This window comes from Lentilactobacillus otakiensis DSM 19908 = JCM 15040 (assembly GCF_001434145.1).
Taxonomy (GTDB): domain Bacteria; phylum Bacillota; class Bacilli; order Lactobacillales; family Lactobacillaceae; genus Lentilactobacillus; species Lentilactobacillus otakiensis.
In genome coordinates this window covers 222,622-243,538 of the sequence record NZ_AZED01000014.1, presented here as the reverse complement: position 1 = coordinate 243,538, position 20,917 = coordinate 222,622, and the positions used below count along the sequence as shown (strand labels likewise).

General features: G+C 42.1%; 19 protein-coding genes. 1 reads left to right on the top strand and 18 read right to left on the bottom strand.

What is annotated here, in order from left to right:
• Positions 1-7 precede the first annotated feature (7 nt).
• From clpB to rpsU, 15 genes are all read right to left on the bottom strand, one after another.
• Positions 8-2,620: an ATP-dependent chaperone ClpB gene (clpB, locus tag FD05_RS08725; RefSeq protein WP_020280319.1), complete on the bottom strand. Its 2,613-nt coding sequence runs from the start codon at positions 2,618-2,620 to the stop codon at positions 8-10.
• Between the two features lie 145 nt (positions 2,621-2,765).
• Positions 2,766-4,004 carry a peptidase T gene (pepT, locus tag FD05_RS08720; RefSeq protein WP_020280320.1) on the bottom strand — a complete coding sequence of 413 codons (1,239 nt, stop codon included), beginning with the start codon at positions 4,002-4,004 and terminating at the stop codon, positions 2,766-2,768.
• A gap of 20 nt (positions 4,005-4,024) precedes the next feature.
• Positions 4,025-5,140, bottom strand: a complete 1,116-nt coding sequence (locus tag FD05_RS08715; RefSeq protein WP_020280321.1) for a Nif3-like dinuclear metal center hexameric protein — start codon at positions 5,138-5,140, stop codon at positions 4,025-4,027.
• Positions 5,130-5,834 carry a tRNA (adenine(22)-N(1))-methyltransferase gene (locus FD05_RS08710; RefSeq protein ID WP_020280322.1) on the bottom strand — a complete coding sequence of 235 codons (705 nt, stop codon included), beginning with the start codon at positions 5,832-5,834 and terminating at the stop codon, positions 5,130-5,132. The genes FD05_RS08715 and FD05_RS08710 overlap by 11 nt, the downstream gene beginning before the upstream one ends.
• Before the next feature lie 157 nt (positions 5,835-5,991).
• Positions 5,992-7,296, bottom strand: a complete 1,305-nt coding sequence (gene rpoD / locus FD05_RS08705) for an RNA polymerase sigma factor RpoD (protein ID WP_020280323.1) — start codon at positions 7,294-7,296, stop codon at positions 5,992-5,994.
• Between the two features lie 17 nt (positions 7,297-7,313).
• Positions 7,314-9,140 carry a DNA primase gene (dnaG, locus tag FD05_RS08700; RefSeq protein ID WP_020280324.1) on the bottom strand — a complete coding sequence of 609 codons (1,827 nt, stop codon included), beginning with the start codon at positions 9,138-9,140 and terminating at the stop codon, positions 7,314-7,316.
• A gap of 136 nt (positions 9,141-9,276) precedes the next feature.
• A complete protein-coding gene (gene glyS, locus FD05_RS08695; protein ID WP_020280325.1) occupies positions 9,277-11,358 on the bottom strand; it encodes a glycine--tRNA ligase subunit beta in 2,082 nt (693 codons plus the stop codon).
• Complete coding sequence (glyQ, locus tag FD05_RS08690; RefSeq protein WP_020280326.1) at positions 11,358-12,284, bottom strand: glycine--tRNA ligase subunit alpha; 927 nt, start codon at positions 12,282-12,284, stop codon at positions 11,358-11,360. Before glyQ ends, glyS begins: the two co-directional genes overlap by 1 nt.
• 297 nt (positions 12,285-12,581) lie before the next feature.
• Entirely contained in the window at positions 12,582-13,343 is a 762-nt protein-coding gene (recO, locus tag FD05_RS08685) for a DNA repair protein RecO (RefSeq protein WP_020280327.1), read from the bottom strand.
• Positions 13,344-13,355: 12 nt separating this feature from the next.
• On the bottom strand, positions 13,356-14,258 hold the full coding sequence (era, locus tag FD05_RS08680) for a GTPase Era (protein ID WP_020280328.1): 903 nt from the start codon (positions 14,256-14,258) through the stop codon (positions 13,356-13,358).
• Between the two features lie 12 nt (positions 14,259-14,270).
• Positions 14,271-14,678: a diacylglycerol kinase family protein gene (locus tag FD05_RS08675; protein WP_051990574.1), complete on the bottom strand. Its 408-nt coding sequence runs from the start codon at positions 14,676-14,678 to the stop codon at positions 14,271-14,273.
• Positions 14,656-15,138 (bottom strand): rRNA maturation RNase YbeY, encoded by a 483-nt coding sequence (gene ybeY, locus FD05_RS08670; protein ID WP_020280330.1) that lies wholly within the window; start codon positions 15,136-15,138, stop codon positions 14,656-14,658. Before ybeY ends, FD05_RS08675 begins: the two co-directional genes overlap by 23 nt.
• Before the next feature lie 28 nt (positions 15,139-15,166).
• Positions 15,167-16,132 carry a PhoH family protein gene (locus FD05_RS08665; protein WP_020280331.1) on the bottom strand — a complete coding sequence of 322 codons (966 nt, stop codon included), beginning with the start codon at positions 16,130-16,132 and terminating at the stop codon, positions 15,167-15,169.
• Between the two features lie 71 nt (positions 16,133-16,203).
• Positions 16,204-16,653: a GatB/YqeY domain-containing protein gene (locus tag FD05_RS08660; protein ID WP_020280332.1), complete on the bottom strand. Its 450-nt coding sequence runs from the start codon at positions 16,651-16,653 to the stop codon at positions 16,204-16,206.
• 95 nt (positions 16,654-16,748) lie between these two features.
• Positions 16,749-16,940 carry a 30S ribosomal protein S21 gene (gene rpsU, locus FD05_RS08655; protein ID WP_003553874.1) on the bottom strand — a complete coding sequence of 64 codons (192 nt, stop codon included), beginning with the start codon at positions 16,938-16,940 and terminating at the stop codon, positions 16,749-16,751.
• Between the two features lie 178 nt (positions 16,941-17,118).
• Here rpsU and FD05_RS08650 point away from each other — a divergent pair, with 178 nt between their 5' ends.
• A complete protein-coding gene (locus FD05_RS08650) occupies positions 17,119-17,940 on the top strand; it encodes a pyruvate, water dikinase regulatory protein (protein ID WP_020280333.1) in 822 nt (273 codons plus the stop codon).
• A 13-nt stretch (positions 17,941-17,953) separates the two neighbouring features.
• Here the strand turns inward: FD05_RS08650 and FD05_RS08645 are convergent, their stop codons facing one another.
• From FD05_RS08645 to FD05_RS08635, 3 genes are read right to left on the bottom strand one after another with little or no spacing between them, the layout of a single operon-like run.
• Positions 17,954-18,874, bottom strand: coding sequence for a deoxyribonuclease IV (locus tag FD05_RS08645; protein WP_020280334.1), 921 nt, complete (start codon positions 18,872-18,874; stop codon positions 17,954-17,956).
• Complete coding sequence (locus tag FD05_RS08640; RefSeq protein WP_039932382.1) at positions 18,867-20,087, bottom strand: CDP-glycerol glycerophosphotransferase family protein; 1,221 nt, start codon at positions 20,085-20,087, stop codon at positions 18,867-18,869. Before FD05_RS08640 ends, FD05_RS08645 begins: the two co-directional genes overlap by 8 nt.
• A gap of 16 nt (positions 20,088-20,103) precedes the next feature.
• On the bottom strand, positions 20,104-20,913 hold the full coding sequence (locus FD05_RS08635; RefSeq protein ID WP_020280336.1) for an ABC transporter permease: 810 nt from the start codon (positions 20,911-20,913) through the stop codon (positions 20,104-20,106).
• Positions 20,914-20,917 lie beyond the last annotated feature (4 nt).

The following is a 20,917-nucleotide window of genomic DNA, read 5'->3' as shown; positions in this document are numbered from 1 at the left end:
TGCCAGTTTAGATTGGCTTATCAGCTGGCAACTGTTCTGGCACAAACGTCAACTTGTCACCATCAAGATTAATATGAACAACGCTGTGCGGCTTGATTTGGTCAGCCACGATCATTCTAGCCAGAGGTGTTTCAACAACGTTGGTGACATATCGCTGAAGTGGTCGAGCACCATATTGCGGTTCATAACCATTGTCCGCAATCCAGCGTTTGGCTTCATCCGAAATCGACAACTTAATATCTTGAGCCTTTGTCCGGCCAGATAATTGGTTAATTAATTTCAAAACAATCTTTTCAATATCCGCTTTGGTCAATGGTGTAAAGGTAATCACATCATCGATTCGGTTGAGAAATTCTGGTTTGAATGATGCTTTGAGCAACTGGTTCACCTGCTTCTGGGCTTCATCTGAAATCACACCATTTTCATCAGTGCCTTCAAGCAAAATATCCGATCCCAAGTTAGAAGTCATAATTAAAATTGTGTTTTTAAAATCAATCGTCCGCCCTTGACTATCAGTCAGACGGCCATCATCCAAAACCTGCAGCAAGATATTAAAGACATCCGGATGGGCTTTTTCAATTTCATCAAACAGCACAATCGTGTATGGATTTCGACGAACAGCTTCCGTCAGCTGACCGCCCTCTTCATAACCAACATATCCTGGGGCAGCTCCGACGAGCCTTGAAACTGATTCTTTTTCCATGTATTCCGACATATCGATTCGAACCATGTGATCTTCGGAATCAAAGAGGTCTTCGGCTAAGGCCTTGGCTAATTCAGTTTTACCAACCCCAGTAGGGCCTAGAAATAAGAATGAACCCAATGGCTTGCTTGGGTCCTGCAAGCCCGCACGTGAGCGAATAACGGCATCTGAGACGGCAGTGACCGCAGCATCTTGGCCAATCACCCGTTTATGGAGATTGTCTGCCAAATGGAGCAGCTTTTTACGTTCCCCTTCAACTAATTTGGTCACCGGAATCCCGGTTTCTCGACTCACAACATCGGCGATCTCGTTAGCGGTCACCGATTCGCTGACCAGCCAGTCTGAATGTTGGTCATTGTCTTCAAGTTTCTTCAAATCAGCTTCCAATTGTGGAATCGTACCATGTTGTAAAACAGCTGCCTTGTTTAAATCATAGGTGTTTTCAGCTTGTTTCAAGTCGTTTTTAGCCTGATCAAGCTGTTTCTTTTTATCAGAAATCTTCTTGATCGCTTCTTTTTCCTGCGACCAACGTGCATTCAGTTGATTAACCTTTTCTTTAATGTTAGCTAATTCTTCTTCAACCTCTTTGAGGCGCTTTTTGGAAGCTTCGTCAGTTTCCTGCTTCAAAGCCGCTTCCTCAACCTCAAGACGCATCATTTGGCGCTTTGACTGATCAAGTTCGGTTGGACTGGAATTCATTTCAACCCGAATCTCAGCTGAGGCTTCATCAACTAAATCAATAGCTTTGTCCGGCAAGTAACGGTCGGTGATGTACCGGTCAGAGAGTTTGGCTGCAGCCACCAAAGCATTATCGTGAATTCTTACGCCATGGTGAATCTCCAAACTTTCAGAGAGACCTCTTAAAATGGTGACCGTATCCTCAACGGATGGTTCGTGGACCATCACCCGCTGGAACCGGCGTTCAAGGGCCTTGTCTTTTTCCATGTACTTCCGGTATTCATCAATGGTGGTGGCCCCAATCAAATGAAGCTCACCCCTTGCCAGCATTGGCTTCAAGATATTGCCGGCATCCATGCTGCCTTCTGCTTTACCGGCACCAACAATGTTGTGAATTTCATCAATGAACATGATGATTTGACCTTCAGCTTTTTTGACTTCTTTCAAAACAGCTTGCAGTCGCTCTTCAAATTCACCACGGTATTTGGCCCCGGCGATTAATGATCCCATATCCAATTGGAAAATGGTTTTATTCTTCAAGTTTTCTGGGACATCATTTGAAGCAATCCGCATGGCCAATCCTTCAACCACGGCAGTTTTACCCACACCTGGGGCGCCGATCAGCACTGGGTTGTTTTTTGTCTTTCGTGAGAGAATTCGAATCACATCCAGGATTTCTTCATCCCGACCAATAATCGGGCCCAATTTGTTATCCCGAGCAGCTTGAACCAAATCAGTCCCATACTTTTCAAGTGATTGGTAGCTGTCCTCTTGGTTCTTAGTTGTGACTTTTTGTCCGCCACGAATCTTCTCGACCACATTACGGACCTTTTGTTCAGTGATGCCCTTACCAGCTAAATAATCGGCGAATTTGTCACCGTGAAGCTGCATGACCGCAATCGTCAAGGTGTCAACGGCAATGTAAGTATCGCCAAATTCATTTTTGATCTGTTCTGCGTTCTGCAGTAGTTCATACAGATTCGAAGACAGTGATTGACCATAGTTGATATTGCTGCCTTCAACTGTGGCAATGCCATCAATTTCAGCATCCAACTCAGAATTGACATCTTCCAAATTCAAACCCAGTTGCGAATAAATTTCTCGTGCCAACTCACCAGGTTGAACCAGAAATTTAAATAAATGGGCAACTGTGATGTTTTGCTGCTTACGAGTTGCGGCAATCTGTTGTGCTTGGGAGATTGCCTGTGTCACTGCTTCAGTTAAATTATCAGGATTCATTCAATTATCACCTTATTAATAGAATTTAGAAATTGATTTTAATAAAAAGGTTCGAAACAAAAATCAATCTTTTCATTCCAAACCACTAAAGCTATACTATCAAATTTTTAATGCACTGAACAATAATTTGACCTTTTTTGACCTATTACTTTTCAGCGTACAATTTTGCAATTTCCAGAACAACATCCACCGCTTTTTCCATCGTCTGTTCGGAAACATATTCAAATCGACCGTGCATATTTTCACCACCGGCAAAAATGTTTGGCGTTGGCAGACCCATATAAGAAATCTTGGAGCCGTCCGTTCCACCGCGAACTGGGAAGACATGTGGCTTCACATCAACATTGGTCATTGCCTGTTCGGCGATCTTAACGGGAGTTGGATCCTTCTTAATGATTTCGCCCATGTTGTAGTACTGATCTTTAATGGTGACTTTGACACGGTCTTCACCAAAGTCGCTGTTCATTTGATTGGCGATCCCTTTGAATAGTCGTTTACGGGCTTCAAAGCGATCCCGGTCATGATCACGGATGATGTAACCCATTTCGGTGTGATCAACCGTTCCCTGGAAGTCATACAAGTGGAAAAAGCCTTCTCGATCCTGGGTTTTCTCAGGTCGATCAAAGTCAGGCAAAGCAGCGTGGAAATCCATGCCGACTTGAATTGCATTGACCATGATGCCCTTTGCTTCAGCCGGATGGACATCGGTCCCTTTGATCGCAACCTTGGCATCGGCAGCGTTGAAGGTTTCGTAATTCAAATCGCCCAGTGGGCCACCATCAACGGTATAGGCCACGTCGGCACCAAAATCTTTGACATCAAAATGATCAGCCCCAGTCCCAATCTCTTCATCAGGACCAAAAGCAATCTTGAGATCGCCATGTTTAATTTCTGGATGAGCTTGTAGATATTTCACCGCGGAAATGATTTCAGAAACACCGGCTTTATCGTCGGCGCCCAACAGCGTTGAACCGTCGGTGGTAATCAAAGTTTGACCAGCGTATTTCTTCAAACTTGGGAACACTTTAGGATCCAAAGTGTATTCGCCTTTTTCATCCAATTTGATCACTGAATGACCATCATAGTTTTCGACGATCTTTGGATTAATATTTTCCGAATTAAAATCTGCGGTATCAATATGTGAAATAAACCCAACTGTCGGCACTTTTTTATCGATATTAGCAGGTAAGGTCGCAAAGACATAGGCACTTTGTTCGTTTGTATGAACATTTTCCAAGCCCATTTCAGTCAGTAATTCCTTGAGATTATTCAAGAATTTAGTTTCTCTATCTGATGATGGAATCGTGGTTGAATTAGGATCTGATCTAGTATTAATTTTAGCGAATTTCAAAAAATTAGGAATCAATTCTGCGTATTTTGCCATAATTATGATCTCCTTTTGCTTTACATAAATGTGAACGGATCAGTATTGATTTTAGACTGATAAACATCGAGGTGCCAGTCATTGTCGTCTGACCAACGCTTGAACATGCTGGCCAATTTGGGGATACAAATGCTTTCAATGTGATGTCCGGGATCAATCACAGGAAAATCGGCGGCCAACATGTCATGGCCGGTGTGATAATAGACATCCCCGGTCACATAGGCATCGGCGCCTTTCTGCTGAGCCAAGTGGAAGAATTTACCCCCATCGCCGCCAAGAATGGCAATCCGTTGAATGGGTTTGGTCAAGTCCTTGGCGATGACCCGGAGTCCAGAAACGGAGAAAACCTGTTTACAATATTCAGCAAATTCTTTGACAGTCATACTGCGTGGCAGATCGCCAATCCGGCCCATTGTGAAATGATGTTTCTTGTCCTCGAGCCGAATTAAATTATACAGTGGTTTTTCTAAAGGATGAACATCCGCCAAAGTCCGCAAAACTTTGTGGAGATTTTTTTCGGGAACTTCAAACTCCAGTCGAGAATCTTCAATCTCATTCGGTTCACCGGCCGCACCCATTGTCGGATCAGCACCGGCTTTGGGAACATAGTAGACTGTACCGTCAATTTCATAAGTGTAACCACTGTATTGATCAGCGCTTGCTTGCGCACCAGCATCAACCAATGACATTCTAACTGCAGCCGCATAGACTTTCTGCACTTGAACAGTTAGCCGAAAAACCGACTCGTCATAAGCAGGCACCAATCCGGTCAAATGACTGAGTTGTAATGATTCTGCCAGCCAATCATTCATCCCACCATCAGCCGAATCCAAATTCGTATGGGCGGCATAAACGGTGATGTGGTTGGCAATAATTTTGGCATACATGGCATTTTGTGGATCGTCTAAATCAAGATTATGTGCGGGATGGAACATGACCGGATGGTGGGCAAAAATGAAGTCCACATCATTGTCAATTGCTTCGTCAACGACTTCGGGTCTCACATCCAGGGTGGTCATCACCTTATGAATTTCTTGATCTAATGACCCAATCTGCAGACCAACGGGATCTTTATCCATGGCAAGTTTTTTGGGTGCAAATTGTTCAAATCGTTCGACTAAATCTCTAGCTTTCAATCTTGATCACCTCATCAATTGTCTTAATTTCTGACTGAATCGCATCGATCTTGGCAATGTCTGGTTCGACCGCCTTTTGCATATTATGAATCACTCGCTGCAAGAGGCCAATTTCTTCCTGCCATTTAGCGACGAAGACCGGTGACTTTTCTTTCAGTAGAAACGGGCCAAACTTGAGCTCCAGGTCAGAGTACGTGACTGGAACTGGCGACTTTTTAGCGGTTATGATTTCGTAAATGTGGCCGTCTTCTTCGAGGATTTGTTCAGCAAAAATGCGATACTGGTGGGTCATTAGCCATTTTCTGACGGCTGGTTCGCCAACATTTGGCTGGAGAATCAGCTTTTCTTGGCCAGTTAATTTGGCTTTGCCTTCCTCGAGAATATGGGTAATCAAGTTACCACCCATTCCAGCAATTGTGATGGCATCGATGTTGTCTCCGGCTTGAATTGCGGCGAGTCCATCAGCTAACCGAGGATGCAAAACATCTAACAGATTGTCCTTTTTTATTTCTGAAATTGCATTTGAAAGCGGTCCTTTGGCAACTTCGCCCACCACACCGTAATCGATAATGTGATTCTTTGCCAGATGAATTGGTAAGTAAGCGTGATCTGAACCGATATCTGCCAAGCGGCTGCCAGCTTCTACATGATCGCTAACAGTTTGTAGTCGTTTTGATAAATGAGTGCTATTCATAAATAAGCTCCTAAGTTTGTGTATAAATTCATTATAAATTATTCGATTGCAAAATGACAGATTTCAGTGGGACTTTCCATTATCAGAATCGCCGTGCCGACAAAAAGGCCGGAACACGTGAATGTTCCGGCCTCAATTTAATTATTAATCGATTATATTAATCCAAGAAGTCTTTCAACTGCTTGCTTCGTGAAGGATGACGCAATTTTCTCAAAGCTTTGGCTTCAATCTGTCGAATCCGTTCACGCGTAACACCAAATACCTTACCAACTTCTTCAAGGGTGCGGGTACGACCATCATCCAGACCGAAACGTAAACGCAACACGTTTTCCTCACGGTCTGTTAAAGTATCCAAGACACTCTCGAGTTGTTCTTTGAGTAATTCGTAAGCAGCATGATCGGCTGGTGAAGTTGCATCTTGATCCTCAATGAAATCACCCAGGTGAGAGTCGTCCTCTTCACCAATTGGAGTTTCAAGTGATACAGGTTCTTGAGCAATCTTCAAAATCTCACGAACTTTTTCCGTTGGCATATCCATTTCAGCACCAATTTCTTCAGGCAATGGTTCACGACCAAGGTCTTGAAGTAATTGACGTTGAATTCGGATTAACTTGTTGATCGTTTCAACCATATGAACAGGAATTCGAATTGTTCGAGCCTGGTCAGCGATCGCACGGGTAATCGCCTGTCTGATCCACCAAGTTGCGTAAGTTGAGAATTTGAACCCTTTTCGGTAATCAAATTTTTCAACAGCCTTCATCAAGCCCATGTTACCTTCTTGAATTAGATCCAGGAACTGCATTCCTCGACCAACATACCGTTTGGCAATTGAAACAACCAGTCGTAAGTTGGCTTCAGCAAGCTCTTGTTTAGCTTCTTCATCGCCGGCTTCAATTCGCTTGGCTAAAGAAATTTCCTGGTCGGCACTCAATAGAGATACCCGGCCGATTTCCTTCAGGTACATCCGGACAGGATCGTTGATTTTGACACCGGTTGGTGCGGAAACGTCTGAAAGCTCCTTCTTGGTAACTTTCTTGGCAGCCCCAATTGCCCGTGGATCAGGATCACCCTTCTCATCAACGACACTGATTCCAGAATCTTCGATGCTTTCCAGCAAACCTTCCATGTCCTTTTCACTCAGAGAATATGGCTTTTGAATCTTCTTTTCCAATTCATCATAGGTGATATGGCCAATTGGTTTGTTTGCTTTCACAATGGCATCAAATTCTTTTTTGTAAGGCTTGTCTGCTTTCTTGGTTGACTTGCCTGCCTTAGTCGTTTTGGCTTTAGTCGACTTAGCCCGAGTAGCGGTGGCCTTTTTTGCGGTCGTCTTTTTAGTGGCAGTGGTCTTCTTTGCAGTCGTAGCTTTCTTGGCTGTTGTGGTCTTTTTGGCAGCAGTGGTCTTCTTTGCTGCGGCTGTCTTAGTTTCTGTTACTTTATCTTCTGTTTTTTTAGTAGCCATCAAAACGCCTCCTGAAGTTATACTTGTTGCTTCATTCTCTTCTGTTGTTCAAGCTTGACAATCTCAATTGTTAACTCTCTTTGCTTGTCAACATCACCAATCTTAACGGCTTGCTTGAGTTCTGCCCGTTTTTTCTTTAATTTTTCTTCCACGGGGGCTCGATGCATTAAAATGTTTAAATAACTGTTGATCTCAGCATCAGTCGGATTATCGGGAAGTTCGAGCATGTCGATATCAACTAATAGACTTTGCAATGAATCTTCCGAAATCAAATTGCTGAAAGTGGCAACGTTATAATCATCGAACTTGGTAAAATAACCCTCCGCTAAAAGGTACAACATTTGATACTGATCATCAACAAATGCGAATCCTGAAACATTACTTACCTTTAACCAAATGTCATGGTAGTGCAGCATTCGATTCATAAGCTGCATCTCGGCTTTCTCAACCAGTGAGAAATGCTTTGGCTGCTTAGCCACCTGAACGGGCTGTTTATATTGCTGCCGTGCAGGTGCCGGAGCAGGTTGGGCAATCAGTGGTGCCAACTGCTGTTGCAGCAATTGTTTATCCACCGAGAACTCATCCGCCAACCGGTTGAGATATAAATCCCGGGAAATACTGGAATCTACGTGACTAATCAGCTTTAAAGCTTCAGCAATGTAGTTGCTCTGATCAACTTCAGAATCTAAATTGTACTGTTTCTTAAGGTAACTTAATTCGAATTCAATCGGTGCTTGTGCATGATCAATCAGCTGTTTAAAATTGTCAGCACCCTTTTTGCGAATAAACTCATCGGGGTCCATCCCATCCGGGACAGTGATAATTTTCATCTCCAGATTGCTCTTTTGCTCGTTAAACGAATCAATCGCGCGTTTGATCGCCTTTTGACCAGGCGTATCACCATCGTATGAAATCACGACTTCATGGGTAATCCGCTTAATATCATAAATCTGTTGTTCAGTTAAACTGGTCCCCATTGAGGCAATTCCAGATTTAATCCCCGCTTGATAGGCGGTAATGACATCCATGAATCCTTCAAAGAGAATCGCTGGATCTTTGCTGCGGATATTTGGCCGTGCTAAATCCAAATTAAACAGAACTTTACGTTTATTGAATATTTCAGTCTCAGGACTGTTCAAATACTTGGGCATATCCGAATCGGTGCTTAATAACCGACCCGAAAAGGCAATTGTCTGACCTGATCCATTTCGGATTGGGTACATCACCCGATCAACGAATCGATCTCTCAAATGACCATCCTGATCCTCTGAAAATAATCCTGATTTACGAAGTAATTGGAAGTCCACTTTACGTTCATCAAAAAATGGCTTCAACAAACGTTGGGCTGGTGCATATCCTAATTGATAAATGGCGATTGTATCATCGGTTACTCCACGTTTGTGGAGGTAATCAAGCGCCGGTTGGCCCATTTTGGTATTCGTCAAAATGTGATTATAAAGCTTCACACTCTGCTCATGAAGGTCAATCAATTCTTTTTGCTGCGTATTCTCAGCACTTGTCTGAGAATGACCGCTTTCACGAAAATACTTGTCGTCAACGGAAATGTTTTCCATCTCAGCAACTTTTTTGACTGCTTCTGGGAATGAAACATTTTGCAGTTCCATGATAAATTTGAAAACGTTCCCGCCTCTTCCACAGCTAAAACAGTGGAAAATCTGCTTATCTTCTGAAACTGAAAAAGATGGGGTCCGCTCTTCATGAAACGGACAAAGGCCAAATAAATTCTTTCCGGACTGTTTCAATTGAACAAACTGGGAAACAACGTCAACAATGTTAACCTGTGACCTGATTTCTTCAATCACATCTTCTGGGATCTTCGCCATTACTTCGCCTCCCATCTTCAAAACTAATTCAATACCTGTAAAAAGCCGCACCGAAAAGTGCGACTTGTTTTACTAGCGATACGTATTTAAATATTAGCATAAAAGTCAACTTTGTACAAACATTGGCCCTCGAAGATTAACCTTTGACAACCAGCTTGTCGAGATCGCCAAGGTACATAATCATCTTCGCGATAATTGTTAATTGACGTAAATGGTTGTTCTTCAATTGTTCATCTTTGGCCATGACCATGGTGGCGTCAAAGTAATCGTTGATCTTATCTTTAAGCTGTGACAATCGGTCAAAGTCTTCCTCAGCACTTTGAGCGGTGTAATCCTCTGACGCATCCAAAACTGCTTGGTACAAAGCTTTTTCAGAATCATTTTCAAACAAATCTGGATCAACATTCAAATCATCAGCTTCAAATGATCCCTTCTTGGAGATTCGCTGTACTCGAGTAAGAGATTCGATGATGTCCTTAAAGTCGGCCTCATCTTTATGATCCTGGAGTGTCTTGGCACTGGCAATATTGAACAAAATATTGGTGTGAGAACCAGAGGTCACCGCATCGGCGATATCATAACGAACACCGAGGTCATCCAAATATTGTTTGATTCGATCTTTGGTGAAGGCACTGACGGCTGCAACCTGACTCTTCATATCTAATTTCGGAGCGACGTTAGCTTGATCCTCCAAATCAATCAACTTATCAAGGGTTTCATCCAAGTCAAAGTTCAACTTTTTGTCAGCCACAATTCGAACCACCCCAGTAGCTTGACGACGAAGTGCGTATGGGTCGTTTGAACCACTTGGAATCATGCCGGCAGCAAAGAACGTCAAAATGCTGTCCAACTTGTCAGCAATCGCCAAGATAGCCCCAACATTCGTTTTTGGTAGCTCACCATTGGCGGAAATTGGCATGTAATGCTCAGAAATTGCGGTGGCAACGGCTTGATCCTCGCCGTTCAACAAGGCATATTTGTTACCCATTACACCTTGTAATTCAGCAAATTCGCCGACCATCCCAGTCACTAAATCGAATTTGTAAATCGCAGCAGCCCGATTAAGATCCTTTAATTCCTGTGCAGAAAGGCCAGCTAGTTTACCCAAGTATGCTGACATCACTTGAACTCGTTGCATCTTCTCATACATTGTTGAAATCTTGTCATGGAAGCTGACCTTCTTCAGACGCTCAACGTAATCAGCGATTGACTTCTTTTGATCTTCTTGATAGAAGAACATGGCATCATCAAGACGAGCAGTCAAAACTTTTTCGTTTCCGGCAACCACGTTTTGAATGTCATAATCATTTCCATTACGAACTGAAATGAAGTGAGGCAACAACTTGCCGTCCTGGTCAGTGACGTAGAAGAAACGTTGGTGATCCTTCATGGAAGTGATCAGCACCTCGTCTGGAATGGTCAGATACTTTTCGTCAAAATTACCAAAGAATGCAGTTGGCCATTCAACCAAGTTGTTAACTTCTTCCAGTAAATCAGGATCCAAGTTAATTTTCCAATTATTGTCAGCAGCGATTTTGTTGATTTGTTTGGAAATTAATTCTTTTCGCTTGGCAGCATCGGCAATCACGAACTGTTCCGTTAATTTTTCTTCGTATTCGTTTGCATTGGCCAATTCAATATCTTTACCCAAGAATCGGTGACCTGAGGTAATCCGATCCGTATCAACATCAAGAATCTTGAATGGAATGACTTGATCATTGAGTAGTGCGACCAGCCATTTGATTGGGCGAACATATTCAAATGAGTAGGTTCCCCACTTCATCATGGTTGGGAAGGTCATTGCGGTGATAACATCTTTCATTCCAGGTAAAATTTCCTTAACTGGCTTGCCAGCAATGTGCTTTTCAACAAACACGTATTCAGTTCCCTTGACATCCTTGAAGGTAATGTCATCAGGTGTGGCACCTTGACCGCGTGAAAAACCGATCGCGGCTTTGGTCCAATTGCCATCATCGTCTTGAGCAATTTTCTTGGCAGGCCCCTTAACAGATTTGTCAATGTCGGGTTGCTTATCAGCCAACCCAGTAATGTATAAAGCTAAACGACGAGGAGTACTGAATGTTTTAATGTCAGCAAATGAAATTCGTTGATCCTTCAAGAAATCGCTGGCCCGCTTTTTAAGTTGATTGATGCTGGGCGTTACAACGTGAGCTGGAATTTCTTCCAAGCCGATTTCTAATAAGAAATTGTTAGCCATTATTTTTCCTCCTTGTCGTCTTTTAATAATTCTTGGCGTTTCTTTTCATCTTTGATTAATGGGAAGCCCAATCGCTTTCGGGCTTCGACAAACTCTTTGGCAACCGAACGGGCGAGGTTGCGGATCCTTGAAAGGTAGCCGGCACGTTCAGTGACAGAAACAGCGCCTCTTGCATCCAGCAAGTTGAAAGTGTGGCTGCACTTAAGAATGTAGTCATAAGCCGGGTGAACTAAATCTTGGGCCAACAATCGTTTGGCTTCTCGTTCGTAATCATTAAACAAATTCAGAAGCATTTCTTGGTCAGAAACTTCAAAACTATACTTTGAATGTTCATATTCAGGTTCCTTGAAAATGTCACCATATTTGACGTCATCAGACCAGTTCAAATCAAAGACTGAGTTGACGTCTTGAACATAAGAAGAAAGCCGTTCCAAACCATAAGTAATTTCTGAGGCAACTGGATCCATTTCCAGGCCACCAACAATTTGGAAGTAAGTGAACTGAGTGATTTCCATTCCGTCAAGCCAAACTTCCCAACCAACACCGGCACAACCCATTGAAGGGTTTTCCCAGTTATCTTCAACAAATCGGATATCATGTTCGAGCGGATTAATCCCAAGTTCCTTTAAACTGTTCAAATACAATTCTTGAATGTTTTCAGGAGAAGGTTTCATAATTACTTGGAATTGATGATGTTGATACAATCGGTTGGGATTTTCGCCATATCGACCATCAGCTGGGCGACGTGATGGTTCCACATAAGCGGCATTCCAAGGTTCTGGTCCAATGGCACGTAAGAATGTATATGGGCTCATGGTTCCGGCACCCTTTTCCGTATCGTAGGCCTGCATTAACATACATCCCTGGGCTGACCAATATTGCTGCAGCCGCAGGATAATCTCTTGAACTGATAATTTTTCAGTCATAAAATTTCCTCCTAATTATTAAAAAGCATGAAAAAAAGTCCCTATGTTCAACGACTTATAGACTAAGCCACTCAACATAGGGACGATGAAATCGCGGTTCCACCCTACTTCTGGTATTGCTACCAGCACTTAATTGTTCAACTCGAAAAGCGCCATTTAAATGATCGATTCTGACCAGCTCACACTATCCTGATCTCGTTTAAAAAATCCATCATCCAATTTCTTTTGTCATCATTGAATTATTTATTTCAAAATAATCATAGTTGACATTTAAATTATTGTCAACGCTGTTATCCATCACAGCTTGAATTTTCCCAACTGATCGATAAAATGTTTACTCTTCGGAACAACTCCGACACTTCTGGCATATATCTGGTCAAGAACTTCCCGTAGTGACTTTTTTGTCTGGTCGTTGACCTTGATGTGAGTCAATTTGGCCAGATCGACGACGGAAAATAGCCGGAGATAATAGATGGTCCGCGCATCCAAATGCATACGGTATGGATCCTTATCCCAATGGTTCTGGCATAACAAGCCACCATATGCCTCGGAATAGTCAAACGGTAGATCGGTTCGATGGCAAATGGTGCAGTCAACCCAGTTCGGCGCAACGCCATAAGCGTTTAATAGTTGGACCTCAAAAATATTAGTGATAATCTGCTCATCAAAGCCTTCGTCAATCAATTTCATCCCAATCAAGAGCTTATCGTACCAGGCGGGAATTGGTTCCCCATCCGGATACGCGAGATCAATCAATGACATGATATAAGTGGCATAGGCATTCTTGGTAATATCTTCACTAATATTTTGAAAATGTTCCAAATGCTTATCGTTCAAGATATACGATAAGCCCGATTCCATGATATCGCCGCCATACAGGCCGTAGGTAAATGGCAGGATGGCTGCACGCATCTTAAACTTCGGCCGCTTGGCACCTCTGACCAGGAACATCTTTTTGCCGAATTCCTTGGTGAGAAATTTTATCAGCAGGTCATGTTCCCGATAGGCTTTTGTATAGAGCAAAATACCATTAAAATCCGTTCGCTGACCCTTTGACAAAGTGATTCACCTCTAATAATTGTCTTTTCGATAACCATAGGAATTGAGCAGATTGGCTTTATCACGCCAATGCGGTTCAACCTTAACCCACAGCTCAAGGAAGACCTTATTGCCCATCATATTTTCGATATCTTTTCTGGCAAGTGTCCCAATCTTCTTAAGCATTGAGCCGCCCTTACCAATGACAATTCCCTTTTGGCCGTCACGCTCAACGATAATGGTGGCCCGAATTCGCAGGAGACTTTCTTCGGTTTTGATACTTTCAATCACGACAGCAGTTGAATGAGGGATCTCCTGGCGAGTCAACTCCAAGACCTTTTCTCGGATCAATTCAGAGATGACAAACCGCTCAGGATGATCGGTGACCTCATCAGCTGGATAGTATTGAGGCCCATTAGGGAGCTCTTTTATCAAAGTGTCAATCAATTCAGGCACATTGTTGCCTTGAAGTGCAGAAATTGGATAGACGTCCTTAAATTCCAAGGCATTTTTATACTGCTCAATAATCGGCATGATGTCATCCGGTGAAATCTCATCAATTTTGTTAATTAACAGATAGATCGGCTTATCAACATTTTTCAATTGATCGATGATGAAATTATCACCGGCACCACGATGTTCGGTCGCGTTGACCATGAATAAAACTGCATCAACCTCTTTCAAGGCTGACAGAGCAGATTCCATCATGAAATCCCCCAGTTTATTCTGAGGTTTATGAATTCCCGGTGTGTCAATAAAGACAATTTGGGCGTCCTTGGTTGTGTAAACACCTTGAATCTTGTTTCTGGTCGTTTGTGGTTTGTCGCTCATGATGGCAATTTTTTGACCAATGACACGGTTTAAAAACGTTGACTTACCAACGTTTGGTCGGCCGACAATCGCAATAAAGCCTGAATGAAAATCTGGATTATCCATTTCTTACCCCTCTTAATTTAGTAACGCAATGAACCTGGGAACAAAAATCAGCATCCCAATGATCACAGCAAAAAGTGCTGACAGTAAAACGCCGCCGGCAGCAATATCCTTCGCCCGTTTGGCCAGTGAGTCAAAATGGTGGCCGACGATCAGGTCGACGACATTTTCAACAACTGTGTTCAGAACTTCCGAACCAATCACAGAGAAAAAGGCGGCGAACAGCCAAAGCCATTCGTTGATGCTAATCTTCATGACGACGGCAAAAGTCAAAACAACAATTGCCACCACCAAATCAATCCGGAAGTTGCGTTCTTCCAATAGAAGTCGCTTAATCCCATCGAGCGCGTGCCCGACTGACTGAAAGAATGTTTTGTTCTTATCCAATTGTGGTTTACGTTTATCTTTTGAGTCCATATGCATTTAAAATCTCTTTTTGCAGCGGAAACATGACGTCCGCGTCAGCTTTCTTCATATGATCGTAACCATTTAAGTGTAAAAATCCATGGACACATAAGAATCCAAGTTCGCGTTCAAATGAGTGTCCAAGATAATCAGCTTGTTCAGCAACTTTATCGACAGAAACAAAAATATCGCCAATGTTTTCTGGAATCGCTTCTTTTAGCTCTTTGTCCATCACGATTGGAAAATCATCATCGTCGTCATCTTCAATTGCGAAACTAATCACATCAGTTGCTCGATCCACACCACGATACTTTTTGTTGATTTGGTGAATCTCGTCGTTATTGACGAGGGTCACTGACATCTCTGTGTTGTCAGCCAAGTGGATGTATGAACCGGCAAAATCCAACACATCCCGAATGAGTTTCTGATCCTTTTCAGAAACGCCTTTTTCAGTTTTATCATAAATTTCTAAATCCATTAAATTAATTCCTCAAGTCTATTAAAGATTAATTACCGCTTTTTTCGTAAGCGGTGATAATTTTGGCAACAACTGGGTGCCGAACAACGTCCTTTGCGGTAAAGGTCACAAACTCAATTTGATCGATGTCCTTTAAGATTTTTTGCGCAGTAACCAACCCGCTGGCGGAATGTTTTGGTAAATCAATTTGTGAAATGTCACCATTGACAATCATTTTTGAGCCGAAACCTAAACGGGTCAAAAACATCTTCATCTGCATGTTAGTGGTATTCTGAGCTTCATCTAAGATAACAAATGCATTATCCAAAGTCCGGCCACGCATGTATGCCAGCGGGGCAATTTCGATTGTCCCACGATCCATCAGCCGTTCCGTGTGCTCGGCACCTAAAATTGCGTGCAAAGCATCATAAATCGGTCGTAAATATGGATCAACTTTTTCTTTCAAGTCCCCAGGTAAAAAGCCTAAACTTTCTCCAGCTTCAACAGCCGGACGAGTTAAGACGATCTTATCAACAGTGCCTTTTTTCAGCGCAGCGATGGCCATGACAACCGCCAAATAGGTCTTACCGGTTCCGGCAGGCCCAATCCCAAAAGCGACGTCAGAGTGCTTAATTGCCTGAATATACTGTCGCTGTCCAAAGGTCTTCACACGGACAGCCTTGCCCTTTGCGTCTTTGATAAGGACTTCATTGTAAAGATCCTTAAAGTACTCCAGGGTGCCGTTTTGGGCCATATTCATCGCACTGATGAAGTCACTGCTGTTAATATTAATTCCCTTTTGAATTAAAGAGAGAATATTCTCCAAAATGTGCAGGGTAATGCTAACCGGTTCGTCCTGACCAGTCACTCTCAGTGAATTACCGAAGACATTGATAGAGACATCCATGCCCTCTTCGATAATCGTGATGAACTCATCTTGAGCGCCCACCATCTGCAATAATTCGTTTGGGTCGGATACAATAAACTCTCTTGTAACTTGTTGAGTATCAGCCAAGTAAGTGAGCTCCTTTTTATTAGTAATCGTTATTCAGATACTACCACAAAGTTGTGGTTACCTAAAGCATTCTAGCTTTGCAGCTGCTTCTTAACTAATTTGTTAATCACACTGCCGTCAGCCTTGCCCTTCACTTTTGGCATGATGGCACCCATCACTTTACCAAAGTCGGCCATTGATTCAGCACCAACCTGTGACATGGTGTCTTGGACAATCTTTTCAACTTCATCTTCTGAAAGTTGTTTGGGCGCATACTCTTCGGCAATTTTCAGTTTTGCTTCCTGATCCTTTACCAAATCTTGGCGGTCAGCTTTTTGAAATTCTTCCAGAGATTCCTTTTGCTGCTTAATCTCTTTCATGATGATATCGTTAATTTGATCTTCAGTTAAATCGTGGTTTCCGTCCGCTACTTTGGCATTCATAACTTGGGCTTTAATACCACGAATGACACCCAATCGGACTTTGTCTCTAGCCTTCATGGCATCCTTCATGTCAGAAAGCAATTTATCATATACACTCATCAAAGTAACCTCTTTTCAGTTAATACTTAAATTTTAACATTAAAAAAGATCAGAGACTAATAAACATTAGCTCCGACCTTTTAAATCATCATTTATTAAAAACGACGTTTCTTCTTATTGTTACGCTTACGTGCTGCTTCAGACTTTAACTTACGCTTAACACTTGGTTTTTCATAAAACTCTCGTTTACGATATTCCTGTAATGTACCGCTTTTAGAAACTGTACGTTTGAAGCGTCGAAGAGCATCATCAAGAGACTCGTTTTTACGAACGACTGTCTTTGCCATATGAAATTCCCTCCCTCCGAGCTTAAATGTAACTGTTTAATCAGCATATTAAGTGCTTTCTAAAACGGTTCGAAGTAAATTATACATATTAATCGATATATCGTCAATGATTTAAGATAAAATTGCTGTGGCATGTTAATATTTAATTAGCAAATATAAATTTGGGGGTTATTTTATCATGGAAACTCAAAACATATTTATTATATCTGATTCTAGTGGTGCCACCGCACTGACCATTGCGCAAACGGCCCTATCTCAATTTCCGGACGTTAAGGCAGAAATTCGACGGTTCCCATTTATTCAAACCGACTCCATTCTGCGAGGGATTTTAAAAATTGCCCTCAACAAAAAAGCGATGATTTTTCACACGTTGGTCAGTATTGATCTGAGTAAAATGGTCAAAGATTTTTGTAAAGAAAATGGCATCTATGACTTTGATTGTGTTCAGACACCCATGAACATGCTTAGTCAAGTGACAGGCGAACAACCTGCCCATGTTCCTGGTCTCATTCACGATTTGAACCAGAATTATTTTGAACGCATCTCAGCAATTGAATTTGCTGTGGAAAATGATGATGGCAAAAATCCAAAAGGCTTATTGGAAGCTGACATTGTGTTACTTGGGGTTTCAAGAACCTCCAAAACCCCATTGTCCCTATATTTGGCCAACCAGAACCAACGGGTAGCCAATTTACCAATCGGACCAGACCTTCAATTACCAGAAGAAGTTGAAGAGATTGATAAAGATAAAATGTTCGGCTTGCTGAACACGCCGGAAAAATTGAGTAAAATTCGTAAGCAGCGAATGATTTCTTATGGTCTTAACGCCGACACCCCATACTCAGATCCGAAAAACATCAAGACTGAATTAGCTTATGCAAAAAAGCTGTACCGCAAGATTGGCTGCTTAACCATCAACGTGGCCAACAAGTCAATTGAAGAGACCGCCACAATTATTTTGGAGAGTCTCAACTTGGATACAACTGAATTTGAAGATTAGGTAAACCAACAAATTAATATGGTTTGCCGGCCTTCATATCTTCGATAATATTGGGATTAAATTTTTGCTTTTTGAGCATCGCAACTTCATAACCATGAGGATTCCATTTAATATTTTTATTGTTGGGATCCTTCAAAATTGGCGTTTCCATAATTTTGGGAACGCTTTTTAGTTGGTCATGATGCGCAATATAGTTCAGTGTGTCAAAACCAATCGTTCCCAAACCAATGATCTGGTGACGGTCTTTATGGCTGCCCTGCTCGTTTTTAGAGTCGTTAAGATGGATAACTTTTAATCGGTCCAAGCCGATAATATGGTCAAATTCATTCAGGACGCCATCAAAGTCATTTTTGATGTCATAACCAGCATCACTGGTGTGACAGGTATCAAACGTCACTGACAATTTGTCATTATCATCAACTTTGTCAATAATTTCGGCCAACTGCTCAAAAGTAATGCCAACTTCAGTGCCCTTGCCAGCCATCGTTTCCAATGCAATTTGAACATGTTGGTCGTGAACGATCACTTCGTTTAAGCCTTTGGCGATTTGATCAATTGCTTTTTGTGGCCCAGCACCAACATGAGCGCCAGGATGCAATACAATCTCTTTAGCGCCAATTGCTTCGGCACGCTGAATTTCTTGTTGCAGGAATTCGACGCCAAAAGTGAAGTTTTGTGGTTTCAACGTGTTCCCCAGGTTAATGATATATGGAGCGTGGACGACCACCTCTTTGAGACCATTATCGACCATATACTGTTTGCCGGCGTCGGCATTCAGCTTCTCGATCGGTTTTCGGACGGTATTTTGGGGTGCCCCCGTATAAACCATAAAGACATTTTCGCCATATGAGGCGGCTTCTTTGGCAGAACCCAGGAACATGTCCTTGCCGTTCATACTGACATGCGACCCAATTAAAAATTGATCATCATTCATGACGTTTTCCTCCCTGTAAAATTAAGTGACTAACTTTTTCAGATGCCTGGCCATTTTCCCATGAGCAGAATTTTTGATGAAAGGCCTGAAGATTGTGACTAAAATTGTCAAAACTGCCGACTTGAGTAAATTCATTCAAAGCTTGATAAAAATCCGCTTGGTTTTCTGCCATCGGTCCGGGCAGATTGGCCTGATCATATTTAAAATAAAACCCACGCAATTGATCGCGATAATGTGCCAAATCATACGGATAAAACAGCATTGGCCGTTCCAGATTCGCAAAATCAAACATCACAGACGAATAATCTGTAATGAGAAGATCGGTGATCAAGTATAACTGATTAATATCAACATCTGCCAGAATCTTGACCCGATCTTCAAACCCGGTGATATCAATCCTATCTTTGACTAAGTAATGGGGTCTGATGACCAACAATGTATTTGAGTCAACGTTTTCAAAGAATTTCTTTAGGTCAAACGGCATTTCAAATTTATACTTTCCCTGCTCGGAAAAACTGTCATCTCGCCAAGTTGGTGCATACATGATAATTTGTTTCGGTTGAAAACCGAAGAGAGCCTGCTTGATTTGTGCGATGTTCTCAGCGGTGTTACCCGTATATAAAACATCATTCCGTGGATAACCAATGTCCAAGAACTGTCCCGAATACTTAAAGGCTGATTTAAAAATATCATGAGAATACTGATTTGGGGCAATTAAATAATCCCAACGAGCTGCCTCGGTAACAAACTCCTGATGATATTCAGCGGTACTGCTGCCGGGGATTTCAACGTTGTCAATATCGACTCCCAATTTTTTGAGTGGTGTTCCATGCCAAGTCTGGATAAAAACGGTTTGCTTGTTTTTCCGCCACCACTTTGGCATCCGGGAATTCATGACCCAGTATTCAGCCCGGGCAATATATTTTACCCATCCCGGCGTGAACCGTTTAACAAATTGAATATCTGGATATTGCTTGCTCAGTTTCTGATACTCGCTGGGTTTGACACTAAAATAGTATCGTTGACGGTCACTTGGATGGTCATTAATCAGTTGCTTGTATATAGCAAATGGATTATCACTCACATCTTTCCCGTTAAAACTTTCAAACAACACGGTGCCTTTTTTTACTCGCATACAAATAAACCCATCGTTCATCACGATGAGTATATAGCGGGCTATAAGTTTAATAAAATTGATGATTGAACGTTTCAAAAACTCACCCTCAAAACTAGATTAAATCAACAAATCTTGAACGGAACTTGTAATGCAGATGTGAACCAACCAGCAGGAAGAACAAAATCATTCCCCAAAAGACAATGGTTAAAGTTGGTTTCTGCCAGAACCAAGCGCTCCCAAGCATTCCGTCACGGAAGCCTGAAACCACGTAGAAAAATGGATTCAACTGCAAGATGTGAACAAATGGCGCTGGGAAAGCATCTGTCTGGAAGTTAAACAGAACCCCAGACATGTAGAACAGCATCCGCATAAGCGACTGAAGTAAAATTCGGTAATCTCGAACCAGCACTGAAATGGTTGAGTTAAAGATCCCGAAGGCAATCAGCCAGGCAACCATACAAATGAAGTAGTAAATCCATTGAATCCAATAAATGGATGGCGTGACACCGTATAGGAAACCAATGATGATCGAAAAGACCAACATCGTCCAAAAGGCACTCAAATTACTAACAATCTTAATTGTCGGTAAAATACTAACGGGAAACTTCATTTTGGAAACCATCCCTACCCGCTGATAAATACTCTTGGAAGCATCCAAGCTGGCGCGGTTCATGAAGAACCAAGGGGTAATTCCGATTACCATCCAAACCAAATAATCAACACCATGAGTGGTATTCCCATGTTTCAAGCCGATACCAAATACCAGCCAGTAAATACCAATTTGAATCAATGGGTACAAGTATTCCCAAATTAAACCTAAATAATGGCTTTGATACTCTGCTTTATCTTCATACTTTGAAATACGGAAGATAATGCCAATGTTTTGAAATTGCTCTTTTATTAAAGTACTGACTTCTTTCAATTTG

What these genes read in the sequence shown, in the direction of transcription:
- clpB (WP_020280319.1), bottom strand. Translation starts at nt 2,620, where the DNA reads ATGAATCCTGATAATTTAACTGAAGCAGTGACACAGGCAATCTCCCAA.
- pepT (WP_020280320.1), bottom strand. Translation starts at nt 4,004, where the DNA reads ATGGCAAAATACGCAGAATTGATTCCTAATTTTTTGAAATTCGCTAAA.
- FD05_RS08710 (WP_020280322.1), bottom strand. Translation starts at nt 5,834, where the DNA reads ATGAATAGCACTCATTTATCAAAACGACTACAAACTGTTAGCGATCAT.
- rpoD (WP_020280323.1), bottom strand. Translation starts at nt 7,296, where the DNA reads ATGGCTACTAAAAAAACAGAAGATAAAGTAACAGAAACTAAGACAGCC.
- dnaG (WP_020280324.1), bottom strand. Translation starts at nt 9,140, where the DNA reads ATGGCGAAGATCCCAGAAGATGTGATTGAAGAAATCAGGTCACAGGTT.
- glyS (WP_020280325.1), bottom strand. Translation starts at nt 11,358, where the DNA reads ATGGCTAACAATTTCTTATTAGAAATCGGCTTGGAAGAAATTCCAGCT.
- glyQ (WP_020280326.1), bottom strand. Translation starts at nt 12,284, where the DNA reads ATGACTGAAAAATTATCAGTTCAAGAGATTATCCTGCGGCTGCAGCAA.
- era (WP_020280328.1), bottom strand. Translation starts at nt 14,258, where the DNA reads ATGGATAATCCAGATTTTCATTCAGGCTTTATTGCGATTGTCGGCCGA.
- FD05_RS08675 (WP_051990574.1), bottom strand. Translation starts at nt 14,678, where the DNA reads ATGCATATGGACTCAAAAGATAAACGTAAACCACAATTGGATAAGAAC.
- ybeY (WP_020280330.1), bottom strand. Translation starts at nt 15,138, where the DNA reads ATGGATTTAGAAATTTATGATAAAACTGAAAAAGGCGTTTCTGAAAAG.
- FD05_RS08660 (WP_020280332.1), bottom strand. Translation starts at nt 16,653, where the DNA reads ATGAGTGTATATGATAAATTGCTTTCTGACATGAAGGATGCCATGAAG.
- rpsU (WP_003553874.1), bottom strand. Translation starts at nt 16,940, where the DNA reads ATGGCAAAGACAGTCGTTCGTAAAAACGAGTCTCTTGATGATGCTCTT.
- FD05_RS08650 (WP_020280333.1), top strand. Translation starts at nt 17,119, where the DNA reads ATGGAAACTCAAAACATATTTATTATATCTGATTCTAGTGGTGCCACC.
- FD05_RS08645 (WP_020280334.1), bottom strand. Translation starts at nt 18,874, where the DNA reads ATGAATGATGATCAATTTTTAATTGGGTCGCATGTCAGTATGAACGGC.